Annotated in this window: 21 protein-coding genes and 1 pseudogene; 12 read left to right on the top strand and 10 right to left on the bottom strand. The window is 59.8% G+C overall.

Translation table 11 applies throughout. The features are described from left to right. Window positions 1-42 precede the first annotated feature (42 nt). Both AB4Y40_RS31530 and AB4Y40_RS31525 read left to right on the top strand, forming a co-directional pair. Window positions 43-1299, top strand: coding sequence for an MFS transporter (locus AB4Y40_RS31530; RefSeq protein ID WP_368691299.1), 1257 nt, complete (start codon window positions 43-45; stop codon window positions 1297-1299). A 69-nt stretch (window positions 1300-1368) separates the two neighbouring features. Further along, a complete protein-coding gene (locus AB4Y40_RS31525; RefSeq protein ID WP_368691207.1) occupies window positions 1369-2193 on the top strand; it encodes an NAD-dependent epimerase/dehydratase family protein in 825 nt (274 codons plus the stop codon). Between the two features lie 284 nt (window positions 2194-2477). On the opposite strand, the gene AB4Y40_RS31520 is transcribed toward AB4Y40_RS31525, so the two are convergent. The 5 genes and pseudogenes from AB4Y40_RS31520 to AB4Y40_RS31500 all read right to left on the bottom strand — a co-directional run bounded on the left by AB4Y40_RS31520 (window position 2478) and on the right by AB4Y40_RS31500 (window position 8341). Continuing rightward, window positions 2478-4163 carry a sialidase family protein gene (locus AB4Y40_RS31520; protein WP_368691206.1) on the bottom strand — a complete coding sequence of 562 codons (1686 nt, stop codon included), beginning with the start codon at window positions 4161-4163 and terminating at the stop codon, window positions 2478-2480. Window positions 4164-5157: 994 nt separating this feature from the next. Continuing rightward, window positions 5158-6300: pseudogene (locus tag AB4Y40_RS31515) on the bottom strand (nitrogen regulation protein NR(II)); the annotation flags it as partial. A gap of 675 nt (window positions 6301-6975) precedes the next feature. Beyond that, on the bottom strand, window positions 6976-7293 hold the full coding sequence (locus AB4Y40_RS31510) for a hypothetical protein (protein ID WP_069262045.1): 318 nt from the start codon (window positions 7291-7293) through the stop codon (window positions 6976-6978). 110 nt (window positions 7294-7403) lie between these two features. After that, complete coding sequence (locus AB4Y40_RS31505; RefSeq protein WP_368691205.1) at window positions 7404-7541, bottom strand: hypothetical protein; 138 nt, start codon at window positions 7539-7541, stop codon at window positions 7404-7406. A 455-nt stretch (window positions 7542-7996) separates the two neighbouring features. Continuing rightward, complete coding sequence (locus AB4Y40_RS31500) at window positions 7997-8341, bottom strand: response regulator (protein WP_368691204.1); 345 nt, start codon at window positions 8339-8341, stop codon at window positions 7997-7999. A 202-nt stretch (window positions 8342-8543) separates the two neighbouring features. On the opposite strand from AB4Y40_RS31500, the gene AB4Y40_RS31495 reads away from it, so the two are divergent. Then, window positions 8544-9671 (top strand): ATP-binding protein, encoded by a 1128-nt coding sequence (locus tag AB4Y40_RS31495; RefSeq protein ID WP_368691203.1) that lies wholly within the window; start codon window positions 8544-8546, stop codon window positions 9669-9671. A 348-nt stretch (window positions 9672-10019) separates the two neighbouring features. Here AB4Y40_RS31495 and AB4Y40_RS31490 read toward each other — a convergent pair whose 3' ends face one another. The 4 genes from AB4Y40_RS31490 to AB4Y40_RS31475 form a co-directional block, all read right to left on the bottom strand. Continuing rightward, complete coding sequence (locus AB4Y40_RS31490) at window positions 10020-10349, bottom strand: hypothetical protein (RefSeq protein WP_368691202.1); 330 nt, start codon at window positions 10347-10349, stop codon at window positions 10020-10022. Window positions 10350-10418: 69 nt separating this feature from the next. Then, window positions 10419-10877, bottom strand: a complete 459-nt coding sequence (locus AB4Y40_RS31485) for a hypothetical protein (protein ID WP_368691201.1) — start codon at window positions 10875-10877, stop codon at window positions 10419-10421. A 33-nt stretch (window positions 10878-10910) separates the two neighbouring features. Beyond that, window positions 10911-11258, bottom strand: a complete 348-nt coding sequence (locus tag AB4Y40_RS31480; RefSeq protein WP_368691200.1) for a hypothetical protein — start codon at window positions 11256-11258, stop codon at window positions 10911-10913. A gap of 284 nt (window positions 11259-11542) precedes the next feature. After that, window positions 11543-13153, bottom strand: a complete 1611-nt coding sequence (locus AB4Y40_RS31475; protein WP_368691199.1) for a methyl-accepting chemotaxis protein — start codon at window positions 13151-13153, stop codon at window positions 11543-11545. A 395-nt stretch (window positions 13154-13548) separates the two neighbouring features. Here AB4Y40_RS31475 and AB4Y40_RS31470 point away from each other — a divergent pair, with 395 nt between their 5' ends. The 4 genes from AB4Y40_RS31470 to AB4Y40_RS31455 are packed head-to-tail and all read left to right on the top strand — an operon-like array spanning window position 13549 to window position 16444. Further along, window positions 13549-14355, top strand: a complete 807-nt coding sequence (locus AB4Y40_RS31470; RefSeq protein WP_368691298.1) for a transporter substrate-binding domain-containing protein — start codon at window positions 13549-13551, stop codon at window positions 14353-14355. Between the two features lie 58 nt (window positions 14356-14413). Continuing rightward, window positions 14414-15091, top strand: coding sequence for an amino acid ABC transporter permease (locus tag AB4Y40_RS31465; protein WP_368691198.1), 678 nt, complete (start codon window positions 14414-14416; stop codon window positions 15089-15091). After that, window positions 15088-15738 carry an amino acid ABC transporter permease gene (locus AB4Y40_RS31460; RefSeq protein WP_069267338.1) on the top strand — a complete coding sequence of 217 codons (651 nt, stop codon included), beginning with the start codon at window positions 15088-15090 and terminating at the stop codon, window positions 15736-15738. Before AB4Y40_RS31465 ends, AB4Y40_RS31460 begins: the two co-directional genes overlap by 4 nt. Beyond that, window positions 15725-16444: an amino acid ABC transporter ATP-binding protein gene (locus AB4Y40_RS31455; RefSeq protein ID WP_368691197.1), complete on the top strand. Its 720-nt coding sequence runs from the start codon at window positions 15725-15727 to the stop codon at window positions 16442-16444. Before AB4Y40_RS31460 ends, AB4Y40_RS31455 begins: the two co-directional genes overlap by 14 nt. 441 nt (window positions 16445-16885) lie before the next feature. Here AB4Y40_RS31455 and AB4Y40_RS31450 read toward each other — a convergent pair whose 3' ends face one another. After that, window positions 16886-18481, bottom strand: a complete 1596-nt coding sequence (locus AB4Y40_RS31450) for an APC family permease (protein WP_368691196.1) — start codon at window positions 18479-18481, stop codon at window positions 16886-16888. Between the two features lie 1044 nt (window positions 18482-19525). Here AB4Y40_RS31450 and AB4Y40_RS31445 point away from each other — a divergent pair. The 5 genes from AB4Y40_RS31445 to AB4Y40_RS31425 all read left to right on the top strand — a co-directional run bounded on the left by AB4Y40_RS31445 (window position 19526) and on the right by AB4Y40_RS31425 (window position 24193). Next, the gene (locus AB4Y40_RS31445; RefSeq protein ID WP_368691195.1) at window positions 19526-20218 is read left to right on the top strand and encodes an alpha/beta family hydrolase; all 693 of its coding nucleotides are present in this window, start codon (window positions 19526-19528) and stop codon (window positions 20216-20218) included. Window positions 20219-21385: 1167 nt separating this feature from the next. Beyond that, the gene (locus AB4Y40_RS31440; RefSeq protein ID WP_368691194.1) at window positions 21386-21787 is read left to right on the top strand and encodes a hypothetical protein; all 402 of its coding nucleotides are present in this window, start codon (window positions 21386-21388) and stop codon (window positions 21785-21787) included. A gap of 355 nt (window positions 21788-22142) precedes the next feature. Beyond that, the gene (locus AB4Y40_RS31435; RefSeq protein WP_368691193.1) at window positions 22143-22862 is read left to right on the top strand and encodes an Imm49 family immunity protein; all 720 of its coding nucleotides are present in this window, start codon (window positions 22143-22145) and stop codon (window positions 22860-22862) included. A 200-nt stretch (window positions 22863-23062) separates the two neighbouring features. After that, window positions 23063-23644, top strand: a complete 582-nt coding sequence (locus tag AB4Y40_RS31430) for an SRPBCC family protein (protein ID WP_368691192.1) — start codon at window positions 23063-23065, stop codon at window positions 23642-23644. Window positions 23645-23722: 78 nt separating this feature from the next. After that, window positions 23723-24193, top strand: coding sequence for a cupin domain-containing protein (locus AB4Y40_RS31425; RefSeq protein WP_368691191.1), 471 nt, complete (start codon window positions 23723-23725; stop codon window positions 24191-24193). Window positions 24194-24530: the final 337 nt, after the last annotated feature.

Here is a 24530-nt window from a genome sequence, read left to right as displayed (position 1 = left end):
AAGACAATCAAGGGGGTGCGGTGGTGGATCATCGGCCTCATCATGATCGGCACCATCTTCAACTACCTCGCGCGCAGCTCGCTCGCGGTGGCCGCACCCACGCTGACTGAAACGCTTCACATGACCACGCAGCAGTACTCGTACGTGGTCACGGCCTTCCAGGCCTGCTATGCCCTCGCGCAACCGGTCGCCGGTTTCGTGCTCGACTCCGTGGGCATCAAGATCGGCTTCGCGATCTTCGCGTTCGGCTGGGCCGTCGCCAACATGCTGCACGGCCTCGCCGGCAGCTGGCCCGCGCTCGCGGCTTTCCGCGGCATGCTCGGCATGACCGAAGCCGCGATCTTCCCGGCCGGGATGAAGGCCATCAGCGCATGGTTCCCGGCGAAGGAGCGCTCGGTCGCGACCGGCTGGCTCAACACCGGCACCTCGATTGGCGCGATGCTCGCTCCGCCGCTCGTCGTGTGGTGCATTCTCAAGTTCAACTGGCAGTTCGCGTTCGTGGTCACCGGCGGCGGCGCGCTGATCTGGGTGGCGCTGTGGCTCGTGTTCTTCAAAATGCCCGCGGAACACCCAAGGCTCTCGCAGGAAGAGGCCGACTACATCCGCGAAGGGCAGACCGAAGCACAGAAGTCGACCCGCGGCCGCCGCGCCTCGTTCAAGGAAGTGCTCAAGACGCGCCGCTTCTGGGGCATTGGCATTCCGCGCATGCTCGCGGAACCGGCATGGCAGACCTTCGGCGCGTGGATTCCGCTGTACATGGTCACCGTGCGTCACATGAACCTGAAGGAAATCGCGCTGTTCGCGTGGATGCCATTCCTCGCCGCCGACCTCGGCTGCCTCGTGGGCGGCTACCTCGCGCCGCTCTTCATCCGCTGGTTCGGCTGCTCGCTCATCACCTCGCGCAAGCTCGTCATCACGACCGGCGCGCTGCTGATGGTCGGTCCGGCCTGCGTAGGCCTCGTTGCGAGCCCCTACGCCGCCATCGCCCTCTTCTGTGTCGGCACGTTCGCACACCAGACGATCTCGGGCGCGCTGTTCACGCTGGCGTCGGACGTGTTCGGCCAGCACGAAGTCGCCACGGCCACGGGTCTCTCGGGCATGTTCGGCTACCTCGGCGCGACGGTGTTCTCGCTCATCGTCGGCGCAGTGGCCAGCACGATCGGTTATAACCCGTTGTTCGTGTGCCTCATGCTGTTCGACATCATCGGCGCCTGCGTGGCATGGCGACTGATCTCGAACGAGCAGAAGGACAATGCGGACAACCTCGCGCTTCAGTCCTCGCACAAAGTGAAGGCCTGATCGCCCTGTTCACCGGCCGGCGCCCGCGAGGGTGCCGGCTTTCGGCATTTCTACGTGAGGACAATCACAGTGAAGAAAGTTGCATTGACCGGTGCGGGCGGCCAGCTCGGCACCGTGTTGCGCAAGGGCCTGCTCGAACGTGGCGTGAACCTGCGTTCCGCGGCCGGCTCGAAGCCGCTCGAACCGCTCGTCGCGGGCGAAGACGTGATGCACGGCGACCTGCGCGACCCCGCCGTGGTCGACCGCCTGCTCGACGGCGTGGATGTGCTGATCCACATGGCCGGCACGAGCGTCGAGCGCCCCCTGCCCGAGATCATCGAGAACAACCTGCGCGGTCTCGTCGAAGTCTACGAAGGCATGCGTCGCCACGGTACGAAACGCATGCTGTTCGCGAGCTCGAATCACGCGATCGGCATGTACCCCGTGGAAGAGAAGCTCACGCTCGACTGCGCGTTCCGCCCGGACGGCTTCTACGGGCTTTCGAAGGCATGGGGCGAATCGCTCGCGCGCCTGTACTGGGACAAGCACGGCATCGAAACCGTGAACGTGCGCATCGGCAGCTGCTTGCCGAGGCCCACCGAGTTCCGTCAATTGAGCACGTGGTTCGGCCACGAGGATCTGTTCCATCTCGTCGATCGTGTGATCAATGTCGATGAGATCGGCTTTGCCGTGGTGTGGGGCGTGTCGAACAACACACGCAGCTACTGGATTCAGGAAGGCGCGCACGACGACGCGAAACGCCTTGGCTATGAGCCGAAGCAGAACTCGGAAGACTGGGCCGCTGAAATTCTGGCGCAGCAGAACCCGCTCGACGCGACGGCGCAGCGGTATCAGGGCGGTAGTTTCGCCAGCTTCGATTTCACGCCGGTGGAGCAGCGCGGCAAGCGGTCTTGATTCGCCGCTTTTCCGGTGTTTGCGTTTGAGCGCCCCTCGGGGGGCGCGCGTCTTGGCTACGCCCGCTCCACCCAGTGCCAGTTGTGACGAATGCGAGTAGCTGTCGAATACGCCTGTCACCGTCTGCCTCATGACAGTTTCCACCCAGTTCAATGAGGCACTCTCCCCGCCGTCCTGGCGAGGAGTGCAGCGCGCATGCCCAACTTCCGCGTCGGCCGAATCGGTCGCCTACAAATGCTTCCGGTTAATGGGCGGCGACCTCCTCCAGTCGCCGCCGCTAGCGCTCACGGCAAGGTGATCTTGCGGGTGTATTCGGCCGTCACGTTGGCACTCGTGGCGACGCCGAACAAGGGGTAAATAGTTTTGGGTCCGCTAGCGGCCAGACCCATGTAGTCGCCGAGAAAATGTCCACCCGCTACGGGTGCGTTGAGGATGTTGAACGAGGCATCAGTCAGTTTCCGTTCGTTACCCCAATTGGCAGAGTTCGTGCACGCAGTTGCGGTCGAGCAGAACACCGCGAAATAGTCGCTGCCCTCGAAGCCCACAGGTGTGTTCGTATCATTACGAAAGTCGTAGTAGGTCACCACGACCGTATTGCCGTCGCCCGACGGCACTATCGCCGGAATGTAAGCCTGCTGACGGCAGGGGTTCGTACCGTTCGGCGGCGTCTTGTTGATCATCACGGGTGCTGACCAGGTCGCCCCGCCGTCATCCGACTCGCTGAAGACGATCCCGACAATCGGAATCGATCCGCCGGGGGTGGTGCAGGTCCCGGACGAAAAGCGATCGTCCTGCCAGGCAAGATAGATAGCCCCCGAGACTGGGTTCACTGCGACACTGTAAAGAATGGCGGCGTCGCGTATCGGCTGACCGCTGTCAGGTGTGACCACGTCGGTGACCACGCCGTCGACCGTATGAATATCGTTGGTGAACGTCGGCCCCGACCAGTTCGCGCCTTTGTCCGTCGACTTGATATAGCCGATGCTCAGGGGCGATGGCGTGACGTTGATCGCGGTGAAGAAGTCGAGCAGGGTTCCATCAGGCAGCACGCGCACCATGTTGTCGATTGTCTGCGCGTTCGTGCCCGGCTGGTAGATTGGTGCGGCTGTGCTCCACGTCACGCCATTGTCGGTGGAACGTGAGAAGAAGCTCGGGCCGGTAAAACTAAATTTGGAGAAGGGGGCACCACCCGCGCACGGCGGCGTCCCACATGTCGAAGAAAGGCCCGCCAATTGGCGCGCGATCTCAACACCGTCATTTTGCGCGAGCAGTTGGGCGCCCTCCTTCGTTGGCGGGAACACGCTCAACTGATCCCAGACCGCATAGACGTATTTGTTCGCTGTCGGATCCGCAGTGAGCGAGTTCTTGTCATTGAGCACGTGCGGCGAGTTGGTACGGATCAGCGTAACGGGAGGCTGCCACGTCGTGCCGTGGTCAGCGGAGCGGCTGACTAGCATGCCGCTATTTCGGGCGCCGAAAGGAGTCGTCGGCTGCGCGGGGTCCAGTACCAGAGAGAAGAAGAAGGCCGTTCCGTCTTGCGCAAAATCTACCCAGGGATCGGAAGCCCGCCGGAATTTGCCTCCGGTGCACGCAGTCACGCCGGTCGGAATCGAATTGGACCAGGTTGTACCCGCATCGCTCGAAGCGACGCCGACAAGCCCGCGTGAACCGCCGTCGTTCCAGCGATCCTGCTGGTGGCCGGCGAGGAGGCGAGACGGGTCGGTCGGATCGACTGCAATCCATGGTTCGATCGAGGTCGAAGAATACAGGACGCTGCCGAATGCCGATTCCTGCGCATGCACCTGGTCGGCGGTGCATCCGCTGAACGGGTCACCCGCGGCTACCTGGACGAGCGATCCGAGCGTTTGCGCGTGCGCGCCTGGGCCGATCGAGCACGCGAGCGCAATGACACCGCCACCTGCCATGCCCTGGAAAGCAAACCGGGATAAGCGCCTGATATTGATTTTCATTCTGAGCCTCGCGAAAAAGGGAAAACGCCTGTGCACTGCCGGCTGTCCATCACCGGCGCCATGACTTCCACACCGTGATCTTCCGGTACATGTGAAAACGACTTGCCCCACCGCAAAACCAACGCTTGCTACCGTCCGCCTGGACATGCAGCGAAGATGCAACTACCAAAACACACTAGGTCGCCGTAGTCGCATTTGTGTGAAAAAAACATTACGGATGCCAGTTCATCACGCGGCACCCTCACTAATATTGGCTTGGTACGAGGATTGCAGAACCACGGTCAAATAATGTACGCGCTTGCAGAAGCATGATGACTGAGCTCCAGGGGAGCCATAGAGGATCGCTTGTTCGACGCCTCAGTCCTTTCAAGCGTCGTCGTTTTATTCGGAATGCTTATTTACTGTGAATGAGAATGATCGCGCTTCCAGGTCGGCTGCTGCCAACCGCTCCAGGCAGTAGTCGGCCATGAATCCCGCATACAAGCGTCGTCGATCCTGCATCCTCGCAAACTGCGTCAACGTCGCCAGATCTCCTCTGGTTCACGCTCAGCGTCAAAGGAAGTTCTCGAAGGGCCGTTCATTTAGCTGGCGATCTGGAAGAGCATGTCCGGCTGCAGAAAGTTTTTGGGTTTGGCCATGAAGGGACATTGGCCCGGACTGCCGCACGGCCGACCATGCGGCCGCTTGACTCTGGCAAGCAGTCATCGGATTCCTTGCAGCTTTCCTCGTCCTCGAAAGCCGATTTCGGTCGTCCCTTTTCGCGCTTCAGTGAGGAGTTTCCGAGCACAGACTGGCGGCGGCGTAACGACACCCCACAACACCGAACGACGCAGAAGGCAGGATATTGAGGAGTGTCAATTTCAGACCAGTGCGTCGGCAGTCTAAGCGGGTTCGGAAGTCGGAATGGCGACGCCACACCCACCAGGTCGAAGTCGCCCTCCACGGGAGGGACTATCTATATCGTCGGGGCAGGAGGAGCGCCGGCACACGATGCGGGTTCCGCGGCGGGCAGATAAATGTTCACCGTTGTACCCTGGCCCAACTGGCTGGATAGGCGTACGTCGCCGCCCGACTGGGTGATGAACCCATAGACCTGGCTCAACCCCAGCCCCGTTCCCTTGCCCGGCTGCTTGGTGGTGAAAAACGGCTCGAATGCCTGCGCTAGCACCGCGTCGGTCATACCCACACCGGTATCCGACACCGAAATGCGCACGTAGCGGCCTGCCGGGACAGCCAGCATCGTATCCGCGTCCAACTGAACCGTATCCGTGGCGATCGTGACGGTGCCACCCGTCGGCATGGCGTCGACTCCGTTGACAACGAGGTTAAGCAGCGCGGCCTCAAGACGCGGGGCGTCGATCAAGGCAAATGCATCCGACGGGCACAGGGCAAACTCCACATGCGTGCTACGGTTGCCCGCGCGCGAAAGCATCGGCGCGAACTCGCGGATAAGTCCGTTAAGCTCGTGAACCTGCGGCTGCAACGGCTGCTGTCGCGCGAACGAGAGCAGTTGCTGCGTAAGCGAGGCGCCGCGGTCGATCGCCCGTCGCATGCTTTCGATCATCCTCCTGTCGATTTCCGTGCGCGACTGGGTTGCCAGCACTTCCAGACCGTTGGACAGCACTGCCAGCAGGTTGTTGAAGTCGTGCGCAACACCGCCGGTCAGGCGCCCGATCGCCTCCAACTTCTGGTATTGAAAGAGCGCCGCGTTGGCTTTCTCGAGAGCGGCCGCCGCCTGCTTGCGCTCTGTGATGTCGCGCGTGATTTTTGCGAATCCGACGAGCACGCCCGCCTCGTCCCGGATGGCATCGACTACGATGTGCGCCCAGAACCGGCTGCCGTCTTTGCGCACTCGCCATCCTTCGTGTTCGGCCCGGCCTTCTTTAGCGGCTATCCTCAGTATCCGCGCCGGCAAGTCGGCAGCCTTTTCCTCGTCCGTGTAGAAGCGAGAGAAATGTTCGCCGACGATTTCAGAGCGCCGATACCCTTTGATCCGCTCCGCACCAACGTTCCAGCTGGTCACCACTCCTGTCGGCGACAACATGAAGATCGCATAGTCGGTCACGCCCTGAACGAGGATGCGGAACTGCTCCTCCGTTTCGCGTGCCGAATCGTGCGCTTCCAAGTTCTCGTCCATTATTCATAACCCTCTGCAAGCGCGTATGTAGGGGAAGAGTAAATTTTACGCTTGCCGCCCGGCGGTCAAAGAGAGGGAAATCCATGCCCTCGGCAGCTGGACGAGACTTGCTGGCGAGTAAGGTTTGCGATGGAACCCGGTTGGGCTAGTCTCTTGGAGGTTCGGCTAACCGCCGTTTCGCCCCACAAAGCTGCCGTTGACTCAAGGTCAGGTAGAACGGCCGTAAGGGGGGTTATGCCTTTTGCATCTCGCGCCCGCCCCCGACGATCGCGCGCTCGGTCGTCGGGGGCTAGCCGGCCAGTAGGCGTCATGCGCAACCATTGTTAGGCGGACATGTGGATGTCAGCTTCGCGTCCGACAACTGCCATTGACCGCGAGGATGAAAGCTTGCTTCGGCGGGACACGAACGGCAGGCAATGGCGAGGGCCGGGACAGCTTCTGAGTCCCGTAACCGATCTGCTCAACGGGGCGCGTTATGGAAACAATTGAAAAGGTCCTGGCCGCCACAGCCGCAAGATCTGCCGTTGCACATCCTCGTATCCCGAGAACCACACGCCATGCCGGCCCCCATCATTGCTGCGGCTACGGTTGGAAAAGCTGAGTGCCATGTGTCGTCCTTCGCTCAACGCCTTTGATGGACCGATTGAACCGCTCAACCTGCGCGGAGCGCTCCCTCTAGTGCCGATCGCCTTTCATGCTTTCGGCTTCCATCGCGGCATGCAATTCCTCATACGCCTCGATCGGTTCCATGTCCTGATCGACGAACGCGGCTGCGCGCTCTGCGGCGGTCGACGCGTCGCCCGAGATATCGCTCTGGCTGTCGTCGTCGGTACTTGGCGGCAGCAGCATGTCCTCAAGCATCCCGCGCAGTTCGGGAGTATTCCATGGCTTGCCCAGCTTGGCCTTCCTGTTCACGTAGTGACGGATTTCCGAATCTTGCTCGGCCGTGAGCGGAAGCCCGCGAAAAGTGGGGTCTGCGTTGTGATGGATCATGATGCGCCTCCTGAAGCGGTTTGCGCTTTCAACGCGCTGATGTCAATTCCCTGCGCTGAACGTTACAAGTCGCGTGTGTCCGCTGTGCCACCCGTCCGCGGCCCAGCGATTTACGTCCTTTTCTTGGCGACAACTTCGTTCGCAGCCCACGAATGAACCGTGCTGAACGGCTGTGCCGGCACTGACGGCTTCTTGGGCTGCTTGGGCTCTTTCGCTTCGCGAGTGCTGCGTAATTGACTCTTGGCCATGGTATTGCTCCTGGTGCGTTACATGACAAGTTGGCATTCCCAGCATACGCGCCTAGCTTGGTCCCGGCGTGAAAATCAACTGATGTGGAGTGTCGCTACGCAACCAGTGTCCCGATCAGGCGCAGAAGTTCGCTATGCTCCGGCCCTTCGCCATCTCGAACAAGGAAGTCGCCAATTGAGATGTCTGACGGCCGGCCACCTGACGAGAGGTTGGGCTCATGTCGGACGAAAACCCGGCCAGAATCGTATTCGTGGACGAGCGACCAACGGTCACCGTTCGCGCTCCGATAAAGCTCCCGCGCCTTTTGAGTCATGGCCCTCTCCTGTTCGCGGCTAAGCATACGGCAGCCGGGACGTCGCTGACAGGGTGTCAACGTGGTTTTATACAAAGGTGTCAGAAGTTCTCCCTGACATAGCCGGGGGCCGACGATTACGAGGTCGAGCACGACACCGGTCTAGTGAGCGAGCGTCTCAAGCAGGCGCAACAGAGGGCCTGGCGCGGCGCCTTTCTGGCAGTATGCATCGAAGCCCGCACCGACGCCCGACCGACGCGCGGTAGGTTCGTCCAAGGCAGTAAAAGCTACAATGACCGTTTGCTGCGTCAAATCTTCCGCGCGCAGGCGTCGCGCAACCGCGTACCCGTCCATCTCAGGCATGTTGATGTCCAACAACGCGATTTGGGGGATCCACGACCTGACGGTTTCCAGTGCGGCCAGACCATCAAGCACAAATCGAACCTCGTATCCTGCCTCCGTGAGTGAGGCGGAAACGGCCTCGGCACCGGGACCGTAATCATCCACGACCAGAACGCGACGCACGCAGTCGTCGGGGGGGGGGAGGTTACGCACTGTCCAGCGCGCGGTTTCAAGTTGCGACGGCATTCAAAGCGGGCATGGTTGATGCATTGATCTCAATAGGGCCGACAACGTGACCATTGAGCTGGCCGCGTCACCTGTAATGCCACAAAGAGAACGAGCAACGTGCGTACCCAAGGGAGATCAAATGAGCCTGGCGGACTTCATTGAAACCGATCTGCAGGGGTTAATAGACGACTGGGTCCAATACGCCCGTGCGATTAGCCGTGAGGGCGCTCAGCTGTCCGAGACCCAGTTGCGTGATTCAGCCGCCCAAATCCTTGCAGGCATTGCGGCCGACATGCGCAGCACGCAAAGTGCTGCACAGCAGAAAGCCAAGTCGCGTCGGAGTGAAGGCGGCTCGGAATCCGGGTTCGATCAGGTGGCTTATCTGCACGCGGAAGAGCGCCTTGCACACGGATTCGGGATCAACGACGTGGTGGCGGAGTTCCGTGCGCTGCGCGCCACAGTGCTGCGCCGCTGGCAGATAAATTCGCCCGGCGGCGCCGAGGCTTTTCAGGAAATGATCCGGTTCAATGAGGCCATTGATCAGATGCTCAGCGAATCGGTACGGCGGTACGCGCAACAGACGAGGCGCATTGGGGACCTTTTTGCCGGCGTGCTTGCACACGACCTGCGCTCACCCCTTGGCGCGATCCTGAACTCAGCGCAACTTCTGCTGCATGACAACGAATTGTCTCCAACCAGTCTGAGAGCTGCGGCGAACGTACAACGCAGCTCAATGCGCATGAAAGAGATGATTGACGACCTTCTCGTTTTCACACGCGGCAGGCTGGGTGGCATGTTGCCGGTCAGTTTCTCTCCACAGGATATGGGGCGCATCTGCAGCGATGCGGTGGATGAGGTGCGCGCCTCCTACCCCAACGCAGTCATTCGGCCGCGTTTCGCGGGCGACCTGCGAGGCACGTGGGATGGAACCCGTATCGGGCAACTGGTCGTCAACCTGCTGGTGAACGGCGTGCGCTATGGATCGGGCGACGTGGCCGTCGAAGCTGCCGGTCACGATGGACACGTGACTGTCGTTGTCTCGAACGAAGGCAATCCGATACCGGAAAGCGCCCTGCCTACGCTGTTTGATCCGATGACAAGGGCGAGCCTTCACAATCGGGAGGGGACTGCTGCAGGCATGGGCCTTGGCCTCTACATCTGCAGGCGCATTGCCACAGCGCATAACGGAACTATCGGTGTTGAATCGACCGAGCACGGGACAAGCTTCACCGTCTGTATCCCGAGGTCGCCAGCGGTTTCCGGTTGACCTGTTTATCGCTGGCCGCTCGGGAACAGCTCGGTGGTGACCGCTCCTCATGCGAAAGCAGCCATCGTTGTGACACGAGTTCGGACGGCGGTTGTGGGACGCTTTGACCCATTCGCTTTTGCATCGAACGGAGGAACTCCCATCCGCGCGCTCGTTGGTCTACGACGCTGCAGGCATTCCGCACACCTCCAGCGATGTAGTCTCGCTACTTTATTGACATTACAGGTCGAATGTCCGGAATTTGAACTGCTGCGCGGACTGTGTTTCTTTGCAACCCACTGCGAGCAGCGTCCTCATGCCCTCTCCCTTTTCCCTTGTTTCGCGCACGCAATGACGACGCTCACCCGCCTATTTGACCCGGGGCAATACGATTTCCACCGGAAAACCGGGGGTGAATGCGACGATCGCGTCGTGGATCCTGTCGTAGCGTATCTCCAGCATTCCGGCAGAACCCTTCATTACGAGAATTCCGTGCTCGTAGCGAAAAAACATCCTGCTCGACGTATCGCCGGTGTTCGTAACAACAAAATCGTAGCCGCTGCGAGCGATAATTGTCGAGTCGATATCGTCCTTAACTTTCCACGATCCGACGAACTCGTCCCCAGTCCTTTTTCCGCAGGCAACCAAAAGCGACGATATGCTGATGATTAGGAGTGCCACTACGGCGATGCTCTTCAATCCATTTCTCACGTTCTTCGAACGCGGCCGCTCGATGGCACTGCCGCTTTCCTGCGTTGTTTTCCGTTATCAGTGGTCTGTCGACGGCAATCTCGTCGCATTGGCGGTTCTCACTCGCCATTCACTATCGCCGCATCTGAACTGCTGCGTCCAGACCTGCTTTAGCTCGTCCCCATCAACCACATCGGCTGCTACGATGACCCGCTTTTCGTAATTGCCCAAGCAGCTGATGGTGATCGAACGCGAGGCAATAGCGTCATCCTCGGAGCGAAACGCAGCAATCTCGACGAGCGGCTCATCCTTCTCATTTCCCGCGTAGGCCTTCGATGCCCCGCGCACTGTAAGATCGTCAAACCATCGAACAGACCAACTGCCGTCAGTCGCCCTTCGTTCGAGGACCACGTCACGAGACCACCAAGCTGCCTCGTGCGATCGTTTCTGCCCTGACTCTACCGGTTGCTCAGCCAGCGCGGGAACTGCAGCCAAGACTGAGGCGAGCACAACCGCACCAACAACCGATGCCTTCATCTTTCTTCTCGTTGTCCGTTGAAAGCGCGTTCATTACCCGTGAATCATCCTGCCAGGTCCGTGATGTTGCGGCTGAATGGCGGCGAAGACGTGCGCCTCCTTCTGTAGCGCCGTCAAAATCTCAACGGCCTGGGCATACAGGACGAGGCCAGCAACACGCACGAACGTCTCACGCGAGCGCCCGATCGACGCAATCTGCTCTGAGCACACAAATACGGTTTCGCGGGCATCCCCCGCGATGACCGTGTCCTGAAGGATCTGCAACTGATGAATGATCCGAGCGAGGAATATGGCTCCCTCATTCTTTTGGGGAAGAGTCACTGATAAGCGTTCCAGGTCGTCAATAGTTTGACGCAGCCGCGATAAAATCGCCCGATCCATTCCTGTCTTCTCCTTGCTTTCTTCCTCTTTCCGCGGTTGGTCGATACAAAAAGTACCACTGGCAAATCTCCGAAATCCGTTGCCCGCTCTCACCCGACCCTTCCTTATCGGCATCTGCGCACGAGTCTGTAGAGCCAAACGGCGAACCCGGCCAAATTTATTCCAAACGCATTCACCAGGGCAGGTTGAGCGCGGCGATGGCTTCATGTAGCTCTCGCTGGTCGAACAGGCGGCCGCTGCCGCGCAGTCTATGCAGGAACAGGCGCAGATGCTGCGCGACGTCGTCAACACGTTCCAGTTGCAGGGCTCTGACCCTGTGGCATACGTACGCGCGAATTCGGTGCACCTGCGTCGGCAAGCCTGAACACCGCAACCGTACCCGTAAGACTCATTGCCTGCTCTTCGAGCGAATGCGCCGCTGCCGCGGCCTCTTCAACGAGCGCGGCGTTTTGCTGGGTCACGTCGTCCATCTGCATGACGGCCTGATTGACTTGCTCGATGCCGCGGCTCTGCTCTTCAGATGCCGCCGCAATTTCCCCCACGATGTCGGACACCTGCTTGATCGCCTGCTTGACCTCACCCATCGTCGCACCCACGTCGCCCGCCTGCTGTGCCCCGTCCCGAATCATCGCCACAGACGAACCGATCAGTTCCTTGATCTCCTTTGCAGCCGCCGCGGAGCGCTGTGCCAGGCTGCGAACCTCACTGGCGACCACCGCGAATCCCCGACCCTGTTCACCCGCCCGCGCTGCCTCCACTGCGGCATTGAGCGCGAGAATGTTGGTCTGAAACGCGATGCCCTCGATCACGCCGGTGATCTCCGAAATCTTCGTCGAACTGCCGCTGATCCGCTCGATCGTGCCGACCATACCCTGTACGGCTTCGTTGCCTGAATCGGCCATATCGGTGGCTCGGGTTGCAAGCGCATTGGCTTGCCGGGCGTTCTCGGCGTTCTGCTTCACGGTTTCGGTCAACTCAGTCATGCTTGATGCTGTTTCTTCGAGCGACGCCGCCTGCTCTTCGGTGCGGGCCGACAGGTCGGTGTTGCCGGCGGCAATTTCCTGCGCTGCCACGGTGACCGACTCGGCGCCCGACTTGATGCCCCGCACGGTGTCGCTCAACTGCTGGTCCATTTTATTCAACGCTTCGAGCAGTTGGCCAAATTCGTCGCGTGTGCGCACCGTGATGCGGTTTTCGAGTTCGCCGATGGCGATCCGGTTCGCGATGCCCACCGCTTCGCCGAGCGGCTTCGTAACAGCCCGGGAAAGATAGAACATGGCTCCCGTGGCACCTACGAGACCGAGGCCAATCAGCGCAATGGATACCCAGCGAATCGTGCCAAAAGTGCCTTCGCTGTCGTCGACAGACTGCTTTGCCTGGCGCCGATTTTCGGCAACGTCGTCGTCGAGCGATTTGCTGGCCGCATTGGCCACTTCGCCATACTTGTCAACGAGTGTCGATACGGCGTCGTAGTTGCCAGCTTCCAGCGCCGAGACCTCCGCATCTATGCCTGCCTCGAACTGCGGCAACAAATTCTTGATGGTGTCGGCGATTTCGCGCTCCTTGTCACTGGAGACGCGGTTTGGGTAGTAGTCGCTCCAGCCCTTGCTGAGGCGATCCTGAGCCGCGCGAATCCTGCCGATGCTGGCTTTCGTCTGTGCTACATCGTGAAGAGACTGGGCGCGACGAACCTGAAGGCGCATTTCGAGCAGTGCGGCTCGCATGTCCTCGAGATCAAGAATCGGAAGCAGGTTCCCCTCATAGGAATCGCTTACATTCGAATTCAGCCGCGAAAGCCCAAACTGACCAAAGACACCCATTGCGGCGATGAGTACCAGACATACACTGAATGCAAGAACGATCTTGAATTTGATGCTTTGTGTGAAGCTGTGCATGCTGACTTCCTGATAGTTTGCGCGGCCGGCGCTCACGTGGTTCGCCGTTGCGACTCGTTTCGTAGCCGGTGGTACCACCATGTTTACGGTGTTTCGCCGCAATGACTGAAACGGGGCAGCTGTCAGGTTTTCCTGAATTAGAGGTAGGAAAATCGGGACTACCCGCGCGGCGTCGCGCGAAACGCACCTGCGTGCTCGTGATGCATTCCCCGCAGAAGCCAGCACGCACCGATCTGGTGAAAATCCCCGACATCGAGCCAAAACTGGCGCAGTCATTTCATCTGCCTGGAGGATCACGGGCTTGGCGCGCCGGCATTGGCGCGGTCCTTGCTTGGAGCATGGCAGGCTCGCGCTTGATACCCATGGCGAGCGGCAAATCTCCTCGGAAATCCAGCATGGAACACAAGTCCAAATCATTTCACCGTCGCTGCTGGCTCGCTGCGCTGCTGGCAGTGCCAGCCTTGGCCCTCGTTACGGTACAGGCCGCCAACGCCGATGCGCTCGACGCCATCGCCAAGCGCGGCACGCTGCGCGTAGCCGTCCCGGAGGACTATCCTCCGTTTGGCGCTATCGGTCCCGACATGCAGCCGCAAGGCTATGACATCGACATGGCGGCACTGCTCGCAAAATCGATGAAGGTCAAGCTTCAACTCGTGCCCGTCAACAGCGCGAACCGGATTCCCTACCTGCAGACCGACAAGGTCGACCTCGTGATCTCCTCGCTCGGCAGAACGCCGGAGCGCGAGAAGGTCATCGATTTTTCGCAGGCCTATGCTCCGTACTTCCAGGGCGTTTTCGGGCCAGCCGACATCAAGGTCAACACAGCGGCGGACCTCACTGGCAAAACGGTTGGCGCTACGCGCGGTGCACTCGAAGAAGTCGCGCTCACCAACATGGCGCCCAACGCCACCATCCGACGCTTCGACGACAACAACGCGACCATCCAGGCCTTTCTCTCGGGCCAGGTGCAGTTGATCGCGGCGGGCAACATCGTCGCCGCGGCGATCCTCGCAAAACACCCGCCGCGCGAACCGCAGATGAAGTTCGTCATCAAGGACTCGCCGTGTTTCGTGGGCCTCAACAAGAACGAGCCGCAACTGCTCACCAGGGTCAACACAACCATCGAGCAAGCGAAGAAAGACGGTTCACTTCAGGCGATGTCGAAAAAGTGGTTCGGTCAACCGTTGCCCGCCAATCTGTGACGCACGCGTTGCCGCCACGCGCGGCTGGCAATTTCCGCTACGCAACCCTCATTTCCTCATGAGCTATCAGCTTCAGTTCGGCGACCTCGCCGCCTATGCCACTATGTTCGCGAGCGGCGCCGCAGTCACGCTTGCGCTCACGGCGAGTTCAACGCTGCTGGGCATCAGCCTCGGCGTTGCGGGCGCCGCCGCCTATCAGAGCCCCCGCGCGACGCCGCGCGCAGTCATTCACGCCTACGTGGAGGCGATTCGCAACACGCCATTTCTCGTCCAGCTTTTCTTCGTGTTCTTCGGTCTGCCCGCCCTTGGCGTGCACATCGGCGAATACACCGCGGCCGTGCTCGCCATGACGCTGAACCTCGGTGCGTACGCCGTGGAAATCCTGCGCGCAGGCATTGAAGCGGTGCCGCGCGGACATCACGAGGCCGCTGCGGCACTCGCGATGTCGCGCCGCGAAACGTTTGTGCACGTGCTGCTTCCACAAGCATTCGCGAAGGTGTTCCCGGCGCTGGCGAGCCAGATCGTCATCACGATGCTTGGCTCGGCCGTCGTCTCGCAGATCTCGGTCGCGGATCTCACGTATGCGGCTAGCTACGTGCAGTCGCGCAATTTCCGTGCTTTCGAAACGTATTTCCTCATCGCCGGGATCTATCTTGCGATGGCGCTACTCCTGCGCGCCGCGCTCACCGCCGCCGGCCGACGACTGTTCACGCGCAACATGCGAGGTGCGCGATGATCGAGTTCACATTCGCGCAGATCGTCGCAGGACTGCTCCTGGCCGCGCGATGGACTGTCCTGCTCTCACTCGTTTCGTTCGTTACCGGTGGCATGGTCGGTTTGCTGCTGCTCGTGATGCGCGTATCGAGCTCGCGCGTGCTGCGCGCTCTCGTGCGTGTCTATATCGAAGTGTTCCAGGGCACGCCGTTGCTGCTGCAACTGTTTATCGTGTACTTCGGCCTGCCGCTGCTAGGTGTCGACGTCTCAGCCTGGATGGCGGCCACGCTTGGCCTTACCTTCTTCACCAGTGCTTATCTGGCAGAAATCTGGCGCGGCTGCGTGGAGGCGGTGCCCAAAGGTCAATGGGAAGCATCCGCCAGTCTCGCCATGAACTATTTCGAGCAGTTACGTCACGTGATCCTGCCGCAAGCCGCGCGTATCGCCATCGGTCCCACCGTGGGTTTCGGTGTGCAGGCCATCAAGGATACGGCGCTCGTGTCGATTATCGGCTTTGCCGAACTCACGAAGGCTGGCACCCAAATTTCGAACGCGACGTTTCGCCCGTTTCTCGTCTACGGACTCGTTGCGCTGGTCTATTTCGCCCTGTGCTACCCGCTTACGCGGTATGCGCGGGCCCTGCAAAGGAAATGGCATGCCGCTTGTTAAGACCGAGGGCGTCGAAAAGCAGTTCGGCGCCCATCATGTACTGAAGGGAATCGACCTTACGGTCGAACGCGGCCAGGTCGTCAGCATCATCGGGCGTAGCGGCTCCGGCAAGAGCACATTGCTGCGGGCGCTGAACGGGCTCGAAAGTATCGACGCGGGATCGATCGAAATCGACGGCGAACACGTCGATGCACGGCACGCGGACCTGCGGGCACTGCGGCTGAAGGTCGGCATGGTCTTCCAGCAATACAACCTGTTTCCGCATCTCACGGCCAGCGAAAACGTGATGCTTGCACAGACGGTTGTCAAGAAGGCGCCGCGCAAGGAAGCGCGCGCCATCGCGCATCAAATGCTGGAGCGCGTTGGTCTGGGCGACAAATTCGACGCATATCCCAATCAACTCTCGGGTGGACAGCAGCAGCGCGTCGCCATTGCGCGCGCACTCGCCATGAAGCCGAGCGTACTCCTCTGCGACGAAATCACATCCGCGCTCGACCCCGAACTGGTGGGCGAGGTGTTGGGCGTCGTGGAAAGCCTCGCGCGCGAGAACATGACTCTCATCATGGTTACCCACGAAATGCGCTTCGCGCGCGCGGTCAGTGACAACGTGGTGTTCATGCACGAAGGCCGCGTATGGGAAAGCGGACCGCCCGAGGACATCTTCGGCCGCCCGTCCACGGTAGAGCTACGACGTTTCATCCAGTGATGCCCAGGCGCCGCCGTACTTCGCGACATCTTTTCTGTTGCCAACTTCAGGCCTGATCCAACGATCAGAGCACCCATCGCCACGACTACCTTCCGCGATGGTTCTCATTCAAACCGTCCTTCGCTTGCTTGAGAGACTACCGAGCGACGCCGCGAGAGTGCTCGTCAGGTCTGGAATGCGGACTTACGTGCCTGGTCGAGATCGGTATTTCCTCGCGCTTGACACACGCCCCAGGGAAGTTCTTCGCGCGTCATGCCCACCGGCGTGACGCGCCTTTTCCTCCTCCGACCTTCGAACTGTGCCCTCAAAGCGTTCGACCATGCAATGGACGCCGCCCCCTGCAATGCTCCCGCGTCTTCGCAACCTGTCATGCATTTCCGAGCGCCAGCAGAGATATCTCTGCTGGCGATGACCACGGCGCGCATGACAGGCGATCGACGTTCAATGGACTGCGATGCCTTCGAGGACTTCGTCGTGCTCCTGGCGTTCCGCGAGGTACGGCGAGCGATAGCCCGAATTCACGCCCCAGTAATAGAACACCAGCGAGACCAGCGCGACGACCAGCATGTCCCAGCCGTACGGAAGCAGACCGGCGCCGCCGAACTGCTTGCTGCCGACGAGCGAGAGGAGCGCCATGATCGGCAGGTACGCGCACAGCCACCATGCGGCCTTCAGATCCTGGCCCCAGCCTTCAAAACCCTGCTTGCTCTGGAAGTAGAAGTACACCGGCAGCGCGACGACCATCAGCAGAATGATTTCGCCGGTCAGCGGCCACTTCGCCCAGTACAGGATCATCGATGCGCAGACGAATGCGAACGGCGCGATCACCTTCATGAACGGCACGGAAAGCGGGCGCTCGATGTCCGTGGCGGCGCGCTTGAGCGCCATCAGGCTGATCGGACCCGTGAGGTACGAAATCACCGTCGCCACCGAGATCACCGCCGCGAGCGAACTCCAGCCGCGGAAGAAGAACATGAAGATGAACGAGACGAGCAGGTTGAACCACATCGCGTTGCGCGGCACGCCGTAGAACGGGTGCACGTTGCCGAACATCTTCGGCATCGTGTTGTTGCGCTCCATCGCGTAGATCATGCGCGAGGTCGTCGCCATGTAGGTCGTACCGGTGCCGCTCGGGCTCACGAATGCGTCGACGTACAGCAGGATCGCGAGCCAGTTCAGGTTCAGCGCGATCGCGAGTTCCGCAAACGGCGACTTGAAGTTGAACGTGTTCCAGCCCTTCGCGACGTCGGCCGGATTGACCGCGCCGATATAGGCGACCTGCAGCAGCACGTAGATCACGAGTGCGCAGAGGATCGAGCCGATGACTGCGAACGGCACGCTCTTGGCCGGATTGCGCGCTTCACCCGCGAGGTTGATCGGGCTCTGGAAGCCGTTGAACGCGAACACGATGCCGCTCGTGGCAACCGCCGTGAACACCGCCGACCAGCCATAGGGCGCGAACGAGGTCGTCTGGCCGAAGTTTTCCTGGTGGAAGCTACCCGCCATCAGGCCGATGATCGTCAGACCCGGGATGATGAACTTGAAGATCGTGATCGCGCTGTTGGCACGCGCGAACAGCTTCACGCCCCAATAGTTGAGCATGAAGTAGATGATCACGAGAATCGCGGAGAGTCCGAGCCCTGAATGCGTCAATGACCCGTCGACGAAGAGCGCGTGCGCCCACTCATAGGGCCAGGTGCTCATGTACTGGATCGAGGCTTCGGCTTCGATCGGGATCACCGAGACAATGGCGATCCAGTTTGCCCACGCGCTGATGAAACCCACCAGTGCGCCGTGCGAGTAGCGGGCGTAGCGGACCATACCGCCCGACTCCGGGAACATCGCACCGAGCTCGGCGTAGGTGAGCGCGATGGCCAGAATGACCACGGCGCCGATGATCCAGGCGCAAACCGCCGCCGGACCTGCAATTTTCGCCGCCTTCCACGCGCCGAACAGCCAGCCCGAACCGATGATCGACCCGAGGCCGGTGAACATCAGCGCGAACGGGCCGATGTTCCGTTGTATCGATTGCTTCACATTGTCTCCTACGTGATGGACAGCGCGAGCGAGCCATACCGGGAGTACGGCATCCATGTACCGTACCGAGCCTGTCTACACGGCTGGCCGGCCCTGAAAACGCATGTCCTTGTTGTAATGCCTTGTGACCACTGGGATGTAGAGGCAACCGCAATTGCTGCGGAGACGCGATGATGAAGTGGCCCGACGTGCTCGTCTAATGCTGTGTCGGCATGGACATATGCAAACTTTGCATAAGGAGGGGGCTAGAAGCGGACTGAAAAGGCTCGATCCTCCATCGGCACTCGCACCCAGTCAACAATGTCCTGCGCGACTTCTGGTGCGCCAAAGATGCGACCGACCATTGTTTGAGACTCGCACTTCCGATTTGTCGTCCCGTACGCGACTCCAAACCCTATCTCCAGGTCGGCAGGTTTTCGGCCGCGAATGACGAGAACGTGCTGAGGAGAAGGGTTGATTTCGGGCTTGTCAATGAACCTGTTTTGCGGGGCCTCAATGTGCGCCTGGAATTCCGTTACGGCTGCCACGCATGGGCCAGATGCGAGGGCTGCTGATAGACACAGCACAACGCTGCATCCAACTTGCCGTAAGTTCATGGCATCCCCGATTGTTGTTAGGCAGTGATACGACACCGCGCCGAGAGGCGGCTCCCGTGCGTCAGCGAAGTCTTTGTCACGCCAGCCTTGTCCATATCCATTACTACGGCGACCGACCGCTTATGGCCGACTCAGAACTTTCTGCAGCCGGACATGGTCTTCCAGAGAGTCAGCTAAATGAACTGCCCTTCGAGAACTTCCTTTGACGCTGATTGCAGTGTCGTAACAGTTCGCTGACAATGATGCAGGCGTGCAATTACGCCGTCGGGCTTGCGGTCGTCAACAGACATATCGCGACTGCGGCGCCGTTCACGACGGGCGCACGCTCCATGGATCGGCCGGCAAACTCCGCCTGCGCAATGCCTTGCCGGACGCCGCCACAAACGCTCCCCGATGCCTCATTGATGCAGAATCGGCGCAATGGCCACAACGACACGACCTGAATGCGATGGACGACCCAGAATCGCTTTCCCTGGCACTGCCCGACGGCACTAAGGTCTCTGCGCTCCTCCAGGTGCCGGAGGACGCGCGAGCCCTGTATGTCTTCGCGCACGGTGCCGGGGCCGGCATGCAGCATGCCGGCATGTCGTCATTGGCCGACGCGCTTGCGGCGGCTGATGTCGCCACATTGCGCTACCAGTTTCCGTACATGGAGCGGGGCTCCAGGCGGGTGGACTCGCCGGCCGTGGCACATGCTGCCGTGCAGGCAGCAGTCGCAGAGGCCCGCCGGCGGCTGCCAGCCCTGCCGCTCTTCGCGGGCGGCAGGTCGTTCGGCGGCCGCATGACGTCCCAGGCCCAAGCCATCTCCCCGCTCGACGGCGTGCGTGGCCTCGCTTTCGTCGCATTCCCGCTGCACCCGGCGGGCGCGCCCGGCGTGGAGCGGGCACGGCACCTGGCGGACGTCACGGTGCCGATTCTCTTCCTGCAGGGCACGCGCGACAAGCTGGCCGAGCTTCACCTGCTGAGGTCGGTCGTCGAGACGCTGGGGCCACGCGCCACGCTGCACGTGGTGGACGACGCAGATCATTCGTTCCACGTGCGCGCGTCCTCCGGCCGGACCGACGCGGAGGTCGTGCTCGAACTGGCACGGACGATGTCGGCGTGGTTCTTCGCCGAAGGAGAGTTCGTGCCAGTTACCTGAGCAAGCGCAGGAATGCTGGTAGCAGAGTCGGGACGGCGAGCCGGCGAACTCGCCGTGCTGCACTCGCCCGCTCAATCCCTTCGCTATCCGCAGATGGTCTGTCGCATAGCCACGATAAGCGACGCCTGTCGCGTCAGAGGGATGGTGTCGGCAACTTCGCGCTGTAGTTGGCGCTCGTTGGTGGAGAGACCCTAAGTCGTATCTCACGCAATTCGTGGCATCGAACTGTGTCGGTGGATGAGTCCAGGAAATCAGGCGCGAGTCGATAAATCTACAAAGACTTCAACTGAACCGAAGATCGAGTAAAGCGCGATTGTGGGAGTGCGTGAACGTCCGTTAAGGCTTGAGAAGCAGCCGACTATGTTTTTGGCTCTAACGTCGCGTCCTGGCCGGTTTCGCGCGGACGGAGGAGCGTCCAAAAGCAGCCGCACGGACTCAAACTCAGTACGTGCGGCATGCGCCTATCCCGTTAGATTTCAGTCTGTTCGGATATCTCCAGGGCAGATTCCGCGCATCGTTCCGATGTCACAGGGAGATGAAGCGTGGGAAACTCACCAATTCCAGTCAAGGGAATTGACTCGTTAACACGTCCTGCTGGCGCTCGTGTCGTCGGCCTAACTGAAATGACCGCTTTCGAGAACTCCAAACGACTCGTCGGGTCAGTTATGCCTGTTGCATGAGGGCGTGGGCCGTGGGCGAACAGCGTGCCTTGTAGTGGGGCGCAGTGCGGCCACAACCGGCCGTTCGACATACCGGCGTAAATCGCTGACAATTTGGCGAATTCACACCCCTGGAAGCCGAGCGATTGAAATGCCGGATATGTAGGCGAGCACTCGATCAACCCGACGACCCCTTGTCGATGAACTGCGGCGGTGACTGCTGGGGTTGCGTCGGCGAGATTGAGGCCGATCTAGGCAATGCGGAATCTATCGAGCAGGTCCAGGAAGAACACGTTCGCGGACTTCGCCCGGGATGGATAGACCCGGCGAAGTAGCGACCACCAATCTCCTGTTCGGGTCACTGCGGCCACAAAGAGATGTTCGACGTGGCAGTGTCGATTGGCGACAATCGTAGGTCGTGGTGCATATATGGATGCCGCGAAGCAGTTCAACACCAGAGGACGATTGCACCGATAACATAAGGTCAATATAGCGTTGGCGGGGGCTCGTGAAGTGCATCGTTCCTGATGTGGGAAGTTTCACACCGCCCACGCCGATATTCGGCGGCATCATCGGCAAAGTAACTATGAGCGAATTTGCGAAAGCACTGGTTGAGAGTGCTGAAAATGTCGAGACTCTTTTCGACGAAGCCAGCGGTCGCAACGAAGACCTACGCCACCTGTATGAGGATCATCTCATGCCCATTATCGCCGCAATAAAGATGAGGAGAATCACCGCGCCAAGTGATGCACTTGTCGGCTATTGGCATTATTTCTCGCCAGAGGGGCCGTGGGACTTGTGGACCAATTTTCCAAAGCTGGTGTCTGGCATGTCTATCTTGATGAATCTCCTTAGTCTGAAGGACGAGGCGGACGTTGAAGCGTATCGACGTCGTCACGGCATTCGGTAGAAGATGAACAAGATCCGTATAACACCAGTTGCGCGCGGATGAAAAGGGGAAGCTCGAGCAGTTGCGGCGTGGTGGCGCAGTTGTCGGCTTGTAGGACCGCTTTAGGGAAACCTGTCCGTCCGCTCAGGGTCGGTTATGCCAGTTGCATGACATGCGGGCCGGGGGCGAGCCGCGCGCCCAGTCGTGGGACGCAGTGCGGGCCAGCAGCGGCCGTTCGACAACAGTATCTGGATTGCCGACAATTCATCGTAGCGGAACATGTGTCATTGAAATGGAGGGCGGAGTGGCAGCAAGTGATTTCGATGCAAGGTCTAAAAGGTTGACGCACATCGGGCGGCACATAGACGATATGGCCATGAATCTACCCAAGACGATTCACTTCATCGAGACCGGCACCGGTGACTCTCGGGCGTGTATGACGTCGCTCAGCTCTCATGCAACTGCCAAAGCAATGGTCGCGTGGTTTGTCCATCAGGACCTGATTGCGATGAAACAATGGTTTTATTTAGGCGGTAACCTGACTAGGGCGGTCTATCGAATGGTCAACGACACGTTTTCACCCGGTGGGAAAATGCTGGCGCTCCTCCCACCTTTGTTGTCCGATAACGATGTGCTGGTGAATTGGTTTGTCGATCGCAAATCGGCCTATGATCTCCGCCGAGTTGAGAATCACAAGACTCACGACTTCTGGGCTTATCAGGCGATCATTGCAATTCAGGGTGACTGGCAGCGGTTGAAGAGTCGGTGTGTGCGTGTTCTTGCAGATCCGCCAACAGCAAGTGGTGAGAAGAAGTATCTTCTTGATCACCAATTCTATCTTGCGCTCGCAGAGGGAGATACTCCTGCCATGGAGGATGCTATTCGGCAGATTATTACGCCAAGGGCGCGCTTAGCTCGTGCGAAAGATGAAAGCGGATTTACTGAGGATCTGATTTCAACTCCCGCGGTGATTTACGCAAAGATTGCATGGCGACACGGATATCACGTCATGATCGACTCGCCTTTTCTGCCACAACAATGGCTGCCAATTGCGCCCTTGGATTCCTACCGCAATCACTACGATTTCTTGGCGTAGCCGACGGTGAACGTTCTGTGACTGAGCTCATCACTCCAGCGCTGGTATCCCCATCCCAGTCGCCCCCCACATACCGGCCCATGTAACGGTCGCTCTTTAGAACGCCGAAGGTCGGAGCAGGGTCGTGTGCGCAGCCGAGACGTTATTGAGTTGGGCCGTGAGGCGCTGGTCGGCCATTTTCGGCCGGTCGACATCGGTGTTTGGATCATCGACAATCTGTAAATTCAAGGCTGCAGCAGAGCACTAAAACGGATTACGGGGCGCATATGGGCTTTCGGAGATTGCTGCTGAAAGGCATCGTCGTTAGTGTTGTCGGCGTAATTGGAGCCCTTTGCATCCTGCACGAAGATAGTCGCGCACGTGCTGACGTTCTTATCGATCGGCCGCCTGCCGATGTCTGGAAAGTCGTATCAAACAGCGCCGCGTATCCCGATTGGAATCCCTTCATTACTCGGGTTGACGGCGAGTTCAGGGAAGGAGCAACAATCCGCATTGTGCTAGGCACTGGACCGGATTCGATGGTATTCAAACCGACTGTCGTGCGCGTTCGTCCGGAACAAGACCTTTGCTGGCGTGGCAGTGTATGGATTCGCGGTGTCTTCGACGGTACACATTGCATTCACCTGACAGCCGTAGCCGATGGGACCCATCTTGAGCAAACGGAGTCTTTCTCTGGATTGCTTGTTGGATGGTTGACAAAGGACGTGATCGAGGAAACTCGGCGAAACTTTCAGGCAATGAATGCCGCGGTCAAGCAGCGCGCGGAATCTAAAACGCCGTGAGCGCCCGCGCCCGCTTCTCGTGCGACTCCGCACAAAATCCTTACTCCCACCGATTTACCTGTAAAAGTTGAGGCAATTATGTCGAAACAACCGTGCGAGTTGCTTAAGGCTGCCGATATCGAGGCGATGACGCCGCAGCGTTCTGTCCATCCATTAAACGAAAAGGCCGTACGCCTCAAGAAGTCGCTCGGAGACATCACGGGGATCACGCAATTCGGCTTTCATTTGGTGACACTCATGCCCGGGCGCGAATCCGCCGAATATCATCGGCATCTCTATGAAGAGGAATGTGTCTACGTCCTTTCAGGGGCCGGGGAGGCAGCCATCGACGGCCAGGTGTATGAAATCGGAGCGGGAGATTTCTTGGGGTTCGCACGGGAAGGCGCCGCCCACAATCTTTCGAACACTGGCGGCATCCCTCTGGTATTAATCATCGCCGGTCAGAGGTTGGAGCACGACGTTTGCGATTACCCGCGCAAACGCAAGAGGCTATACGTGGCCGGCCCCAATGAGGTACTCGTTGGCTTTGGCCACGACGGCACAGAATAAATATCGTCCATCGAAGTCGCGCCGACGTTCTGCACTGTTTACAGCACCATTCGTGCAAGACGAGCGACTCCCGCCAATTGTCTGATTCGACCTGGCTCGAAGATCGCCGACGATTTGCGGCCCCCGGGGCGCGGCCGAACGGCCGCTTCCAGCAAGTCCGAGCGTCCGTAACGGGTCGGTTATGCCTGTTCCATGAGACGTGGGCCGGGGGCGAGCGGCGTGCCCGGTCGTGGGACGCAGTGCGGCCACAAACGGTCAGTCGACGATCCGTTTTAAATCGTCGACAATCTTCGGTTGCTGCATCGCCACTCGCGACCGCGAACCCGTTTCCGTCGTC

Origin of the sequence: Paraburkholderia sp. EG287B (genome assembly GCF_040965595.1) — a bacterium.
Taxonomy (GTDB): domain Bacteria; phylum Pseudomonadota; class Gammaproteobacteria; order Burkholderiales; family Burkholderiaceae; genus Paraburkholderia.
The sequence above is the reverse complement of the archived record's forward strand: the minus strand, read 5'-3'. Positions and strand labels throughout refer to the sequence as shown.

What these genes read in the sequence shown, in the direction of transcription:
- AB4Y40_RS31485 (WP_368691201.1), bottom strand. Translation starts at nt 10,877, where the DNA reads ATGAAGGCATCGGTTGTTGGTGCGGTTGTGCTCGCCTCAGTCTTGGCT.
- AB4Y40_RS31520 (WP_368691206.1), bottom strand. Translation starts at nt 4,163, where the DNA reads ATGAAAATCAATATCAGGCGCTTATCCCGGTTTGCTTTCCAGGGCATG.
- AB4Y40_RS31480 (WP_368691200.1), bottom strand. Translation starts at nt 11,258, where the DNA reads ATGGATCGGGCGATTTTATCGCGGCTGCGTCAAACTATTGACGACCTG.
- AB4Y40_RS31425 (WP_368691191.1), top strand. Translation starts at nt 23,723, where the DNA reads ATGTCGAAACAACCGTGCGAGTTGCTTAAGGCTGCCGATATCGAGGCG.
- AB4Y40_RS31495 (WP_368691203.1), top strand. Translation starts at nt 8,544, where the DNA reads ATGAGCCTGGCGGACTTCATTGAAACCGATCTGCAGGGGTTAATAGAC.
- AB4Y40_RS31455 (WP_368691197.1), top strand. Translation starts at nt 15,725, where the DNA reads ATGCCGCTTGTTAAGACCGAGGGCGTCGAAAAGCAGTTCGGCGCCCAT.
- AB4Y40_RS31465 (WP_368691198.1), top strand. Translation starts at nt 14,414, where the DNA reads ATGAGCTATCAGCTTCAGTTCGGCGACCTCGCCGCCTATGCCACTATG.
- AB4Y40_RS31530 (WP_368691299.1), top strand. Translation starts at nt 43, where the DNA reads ATGATCGGCACCATCTTCAACTACCTCGCGCGCAGCTCGCTCGCGGTG.
- AB4Y40_RS31475 (WP_368691199.1), bottom strand. Translation starts at nt 13,153, where the DNA reads ATGCACAGCTTCACACAAAGCATCAAATTCAAGATCGTTCTTGCATTC.
- AB4Y40_RS31460 (WP_069267338.1), top strand. Translation starts at nt 15,088, where the DNA reads ATGATCGAGTTCACATTCGCGCAGATCGTCGCAGGACTGCTCCTGGCC.
- AB4Y40_RS31470 (WP_368691298.1), top strand. Translation starts at nt 13,549, where the DNA reads ATGGAACACAAGTCCAAATCATTTCACCGTCGCTGCTGGCTCGCTGCG.
- AB4Y40_RS31505 (WP_368691205.1), bottom strand. Translation starts at nt 7,541, where the DNA reads ATGGCCAAGAGTCAATTACGCAGCACTCGCGAAGCGAAAGAGCCCAAG.
- AB4Y40_RS31445 (WP_368691195.1), top strand. Translation starts at nt 19,526, where the DNA reads ATGGACGACCCAGAATCGCTTTCCCTGGCACTGCCCGACGGCACTAAG.
- AB4Y40_RS31435 (WP_368691193.1), top strand. Translation starts at nt 22,143, where the DNA reads ATGAATCTACCCAAGACGATTCACTTCATCGAGACCGGCACCGGTGAC.
- AB4Y40_RS31510 (WP_069262045.1), bottom strand. Translation starts at nt 7,293, where the DNA reads ATGATCCATCACAACGCAGACCCCACTTTTCGCGGGCTTCCGCTCACG.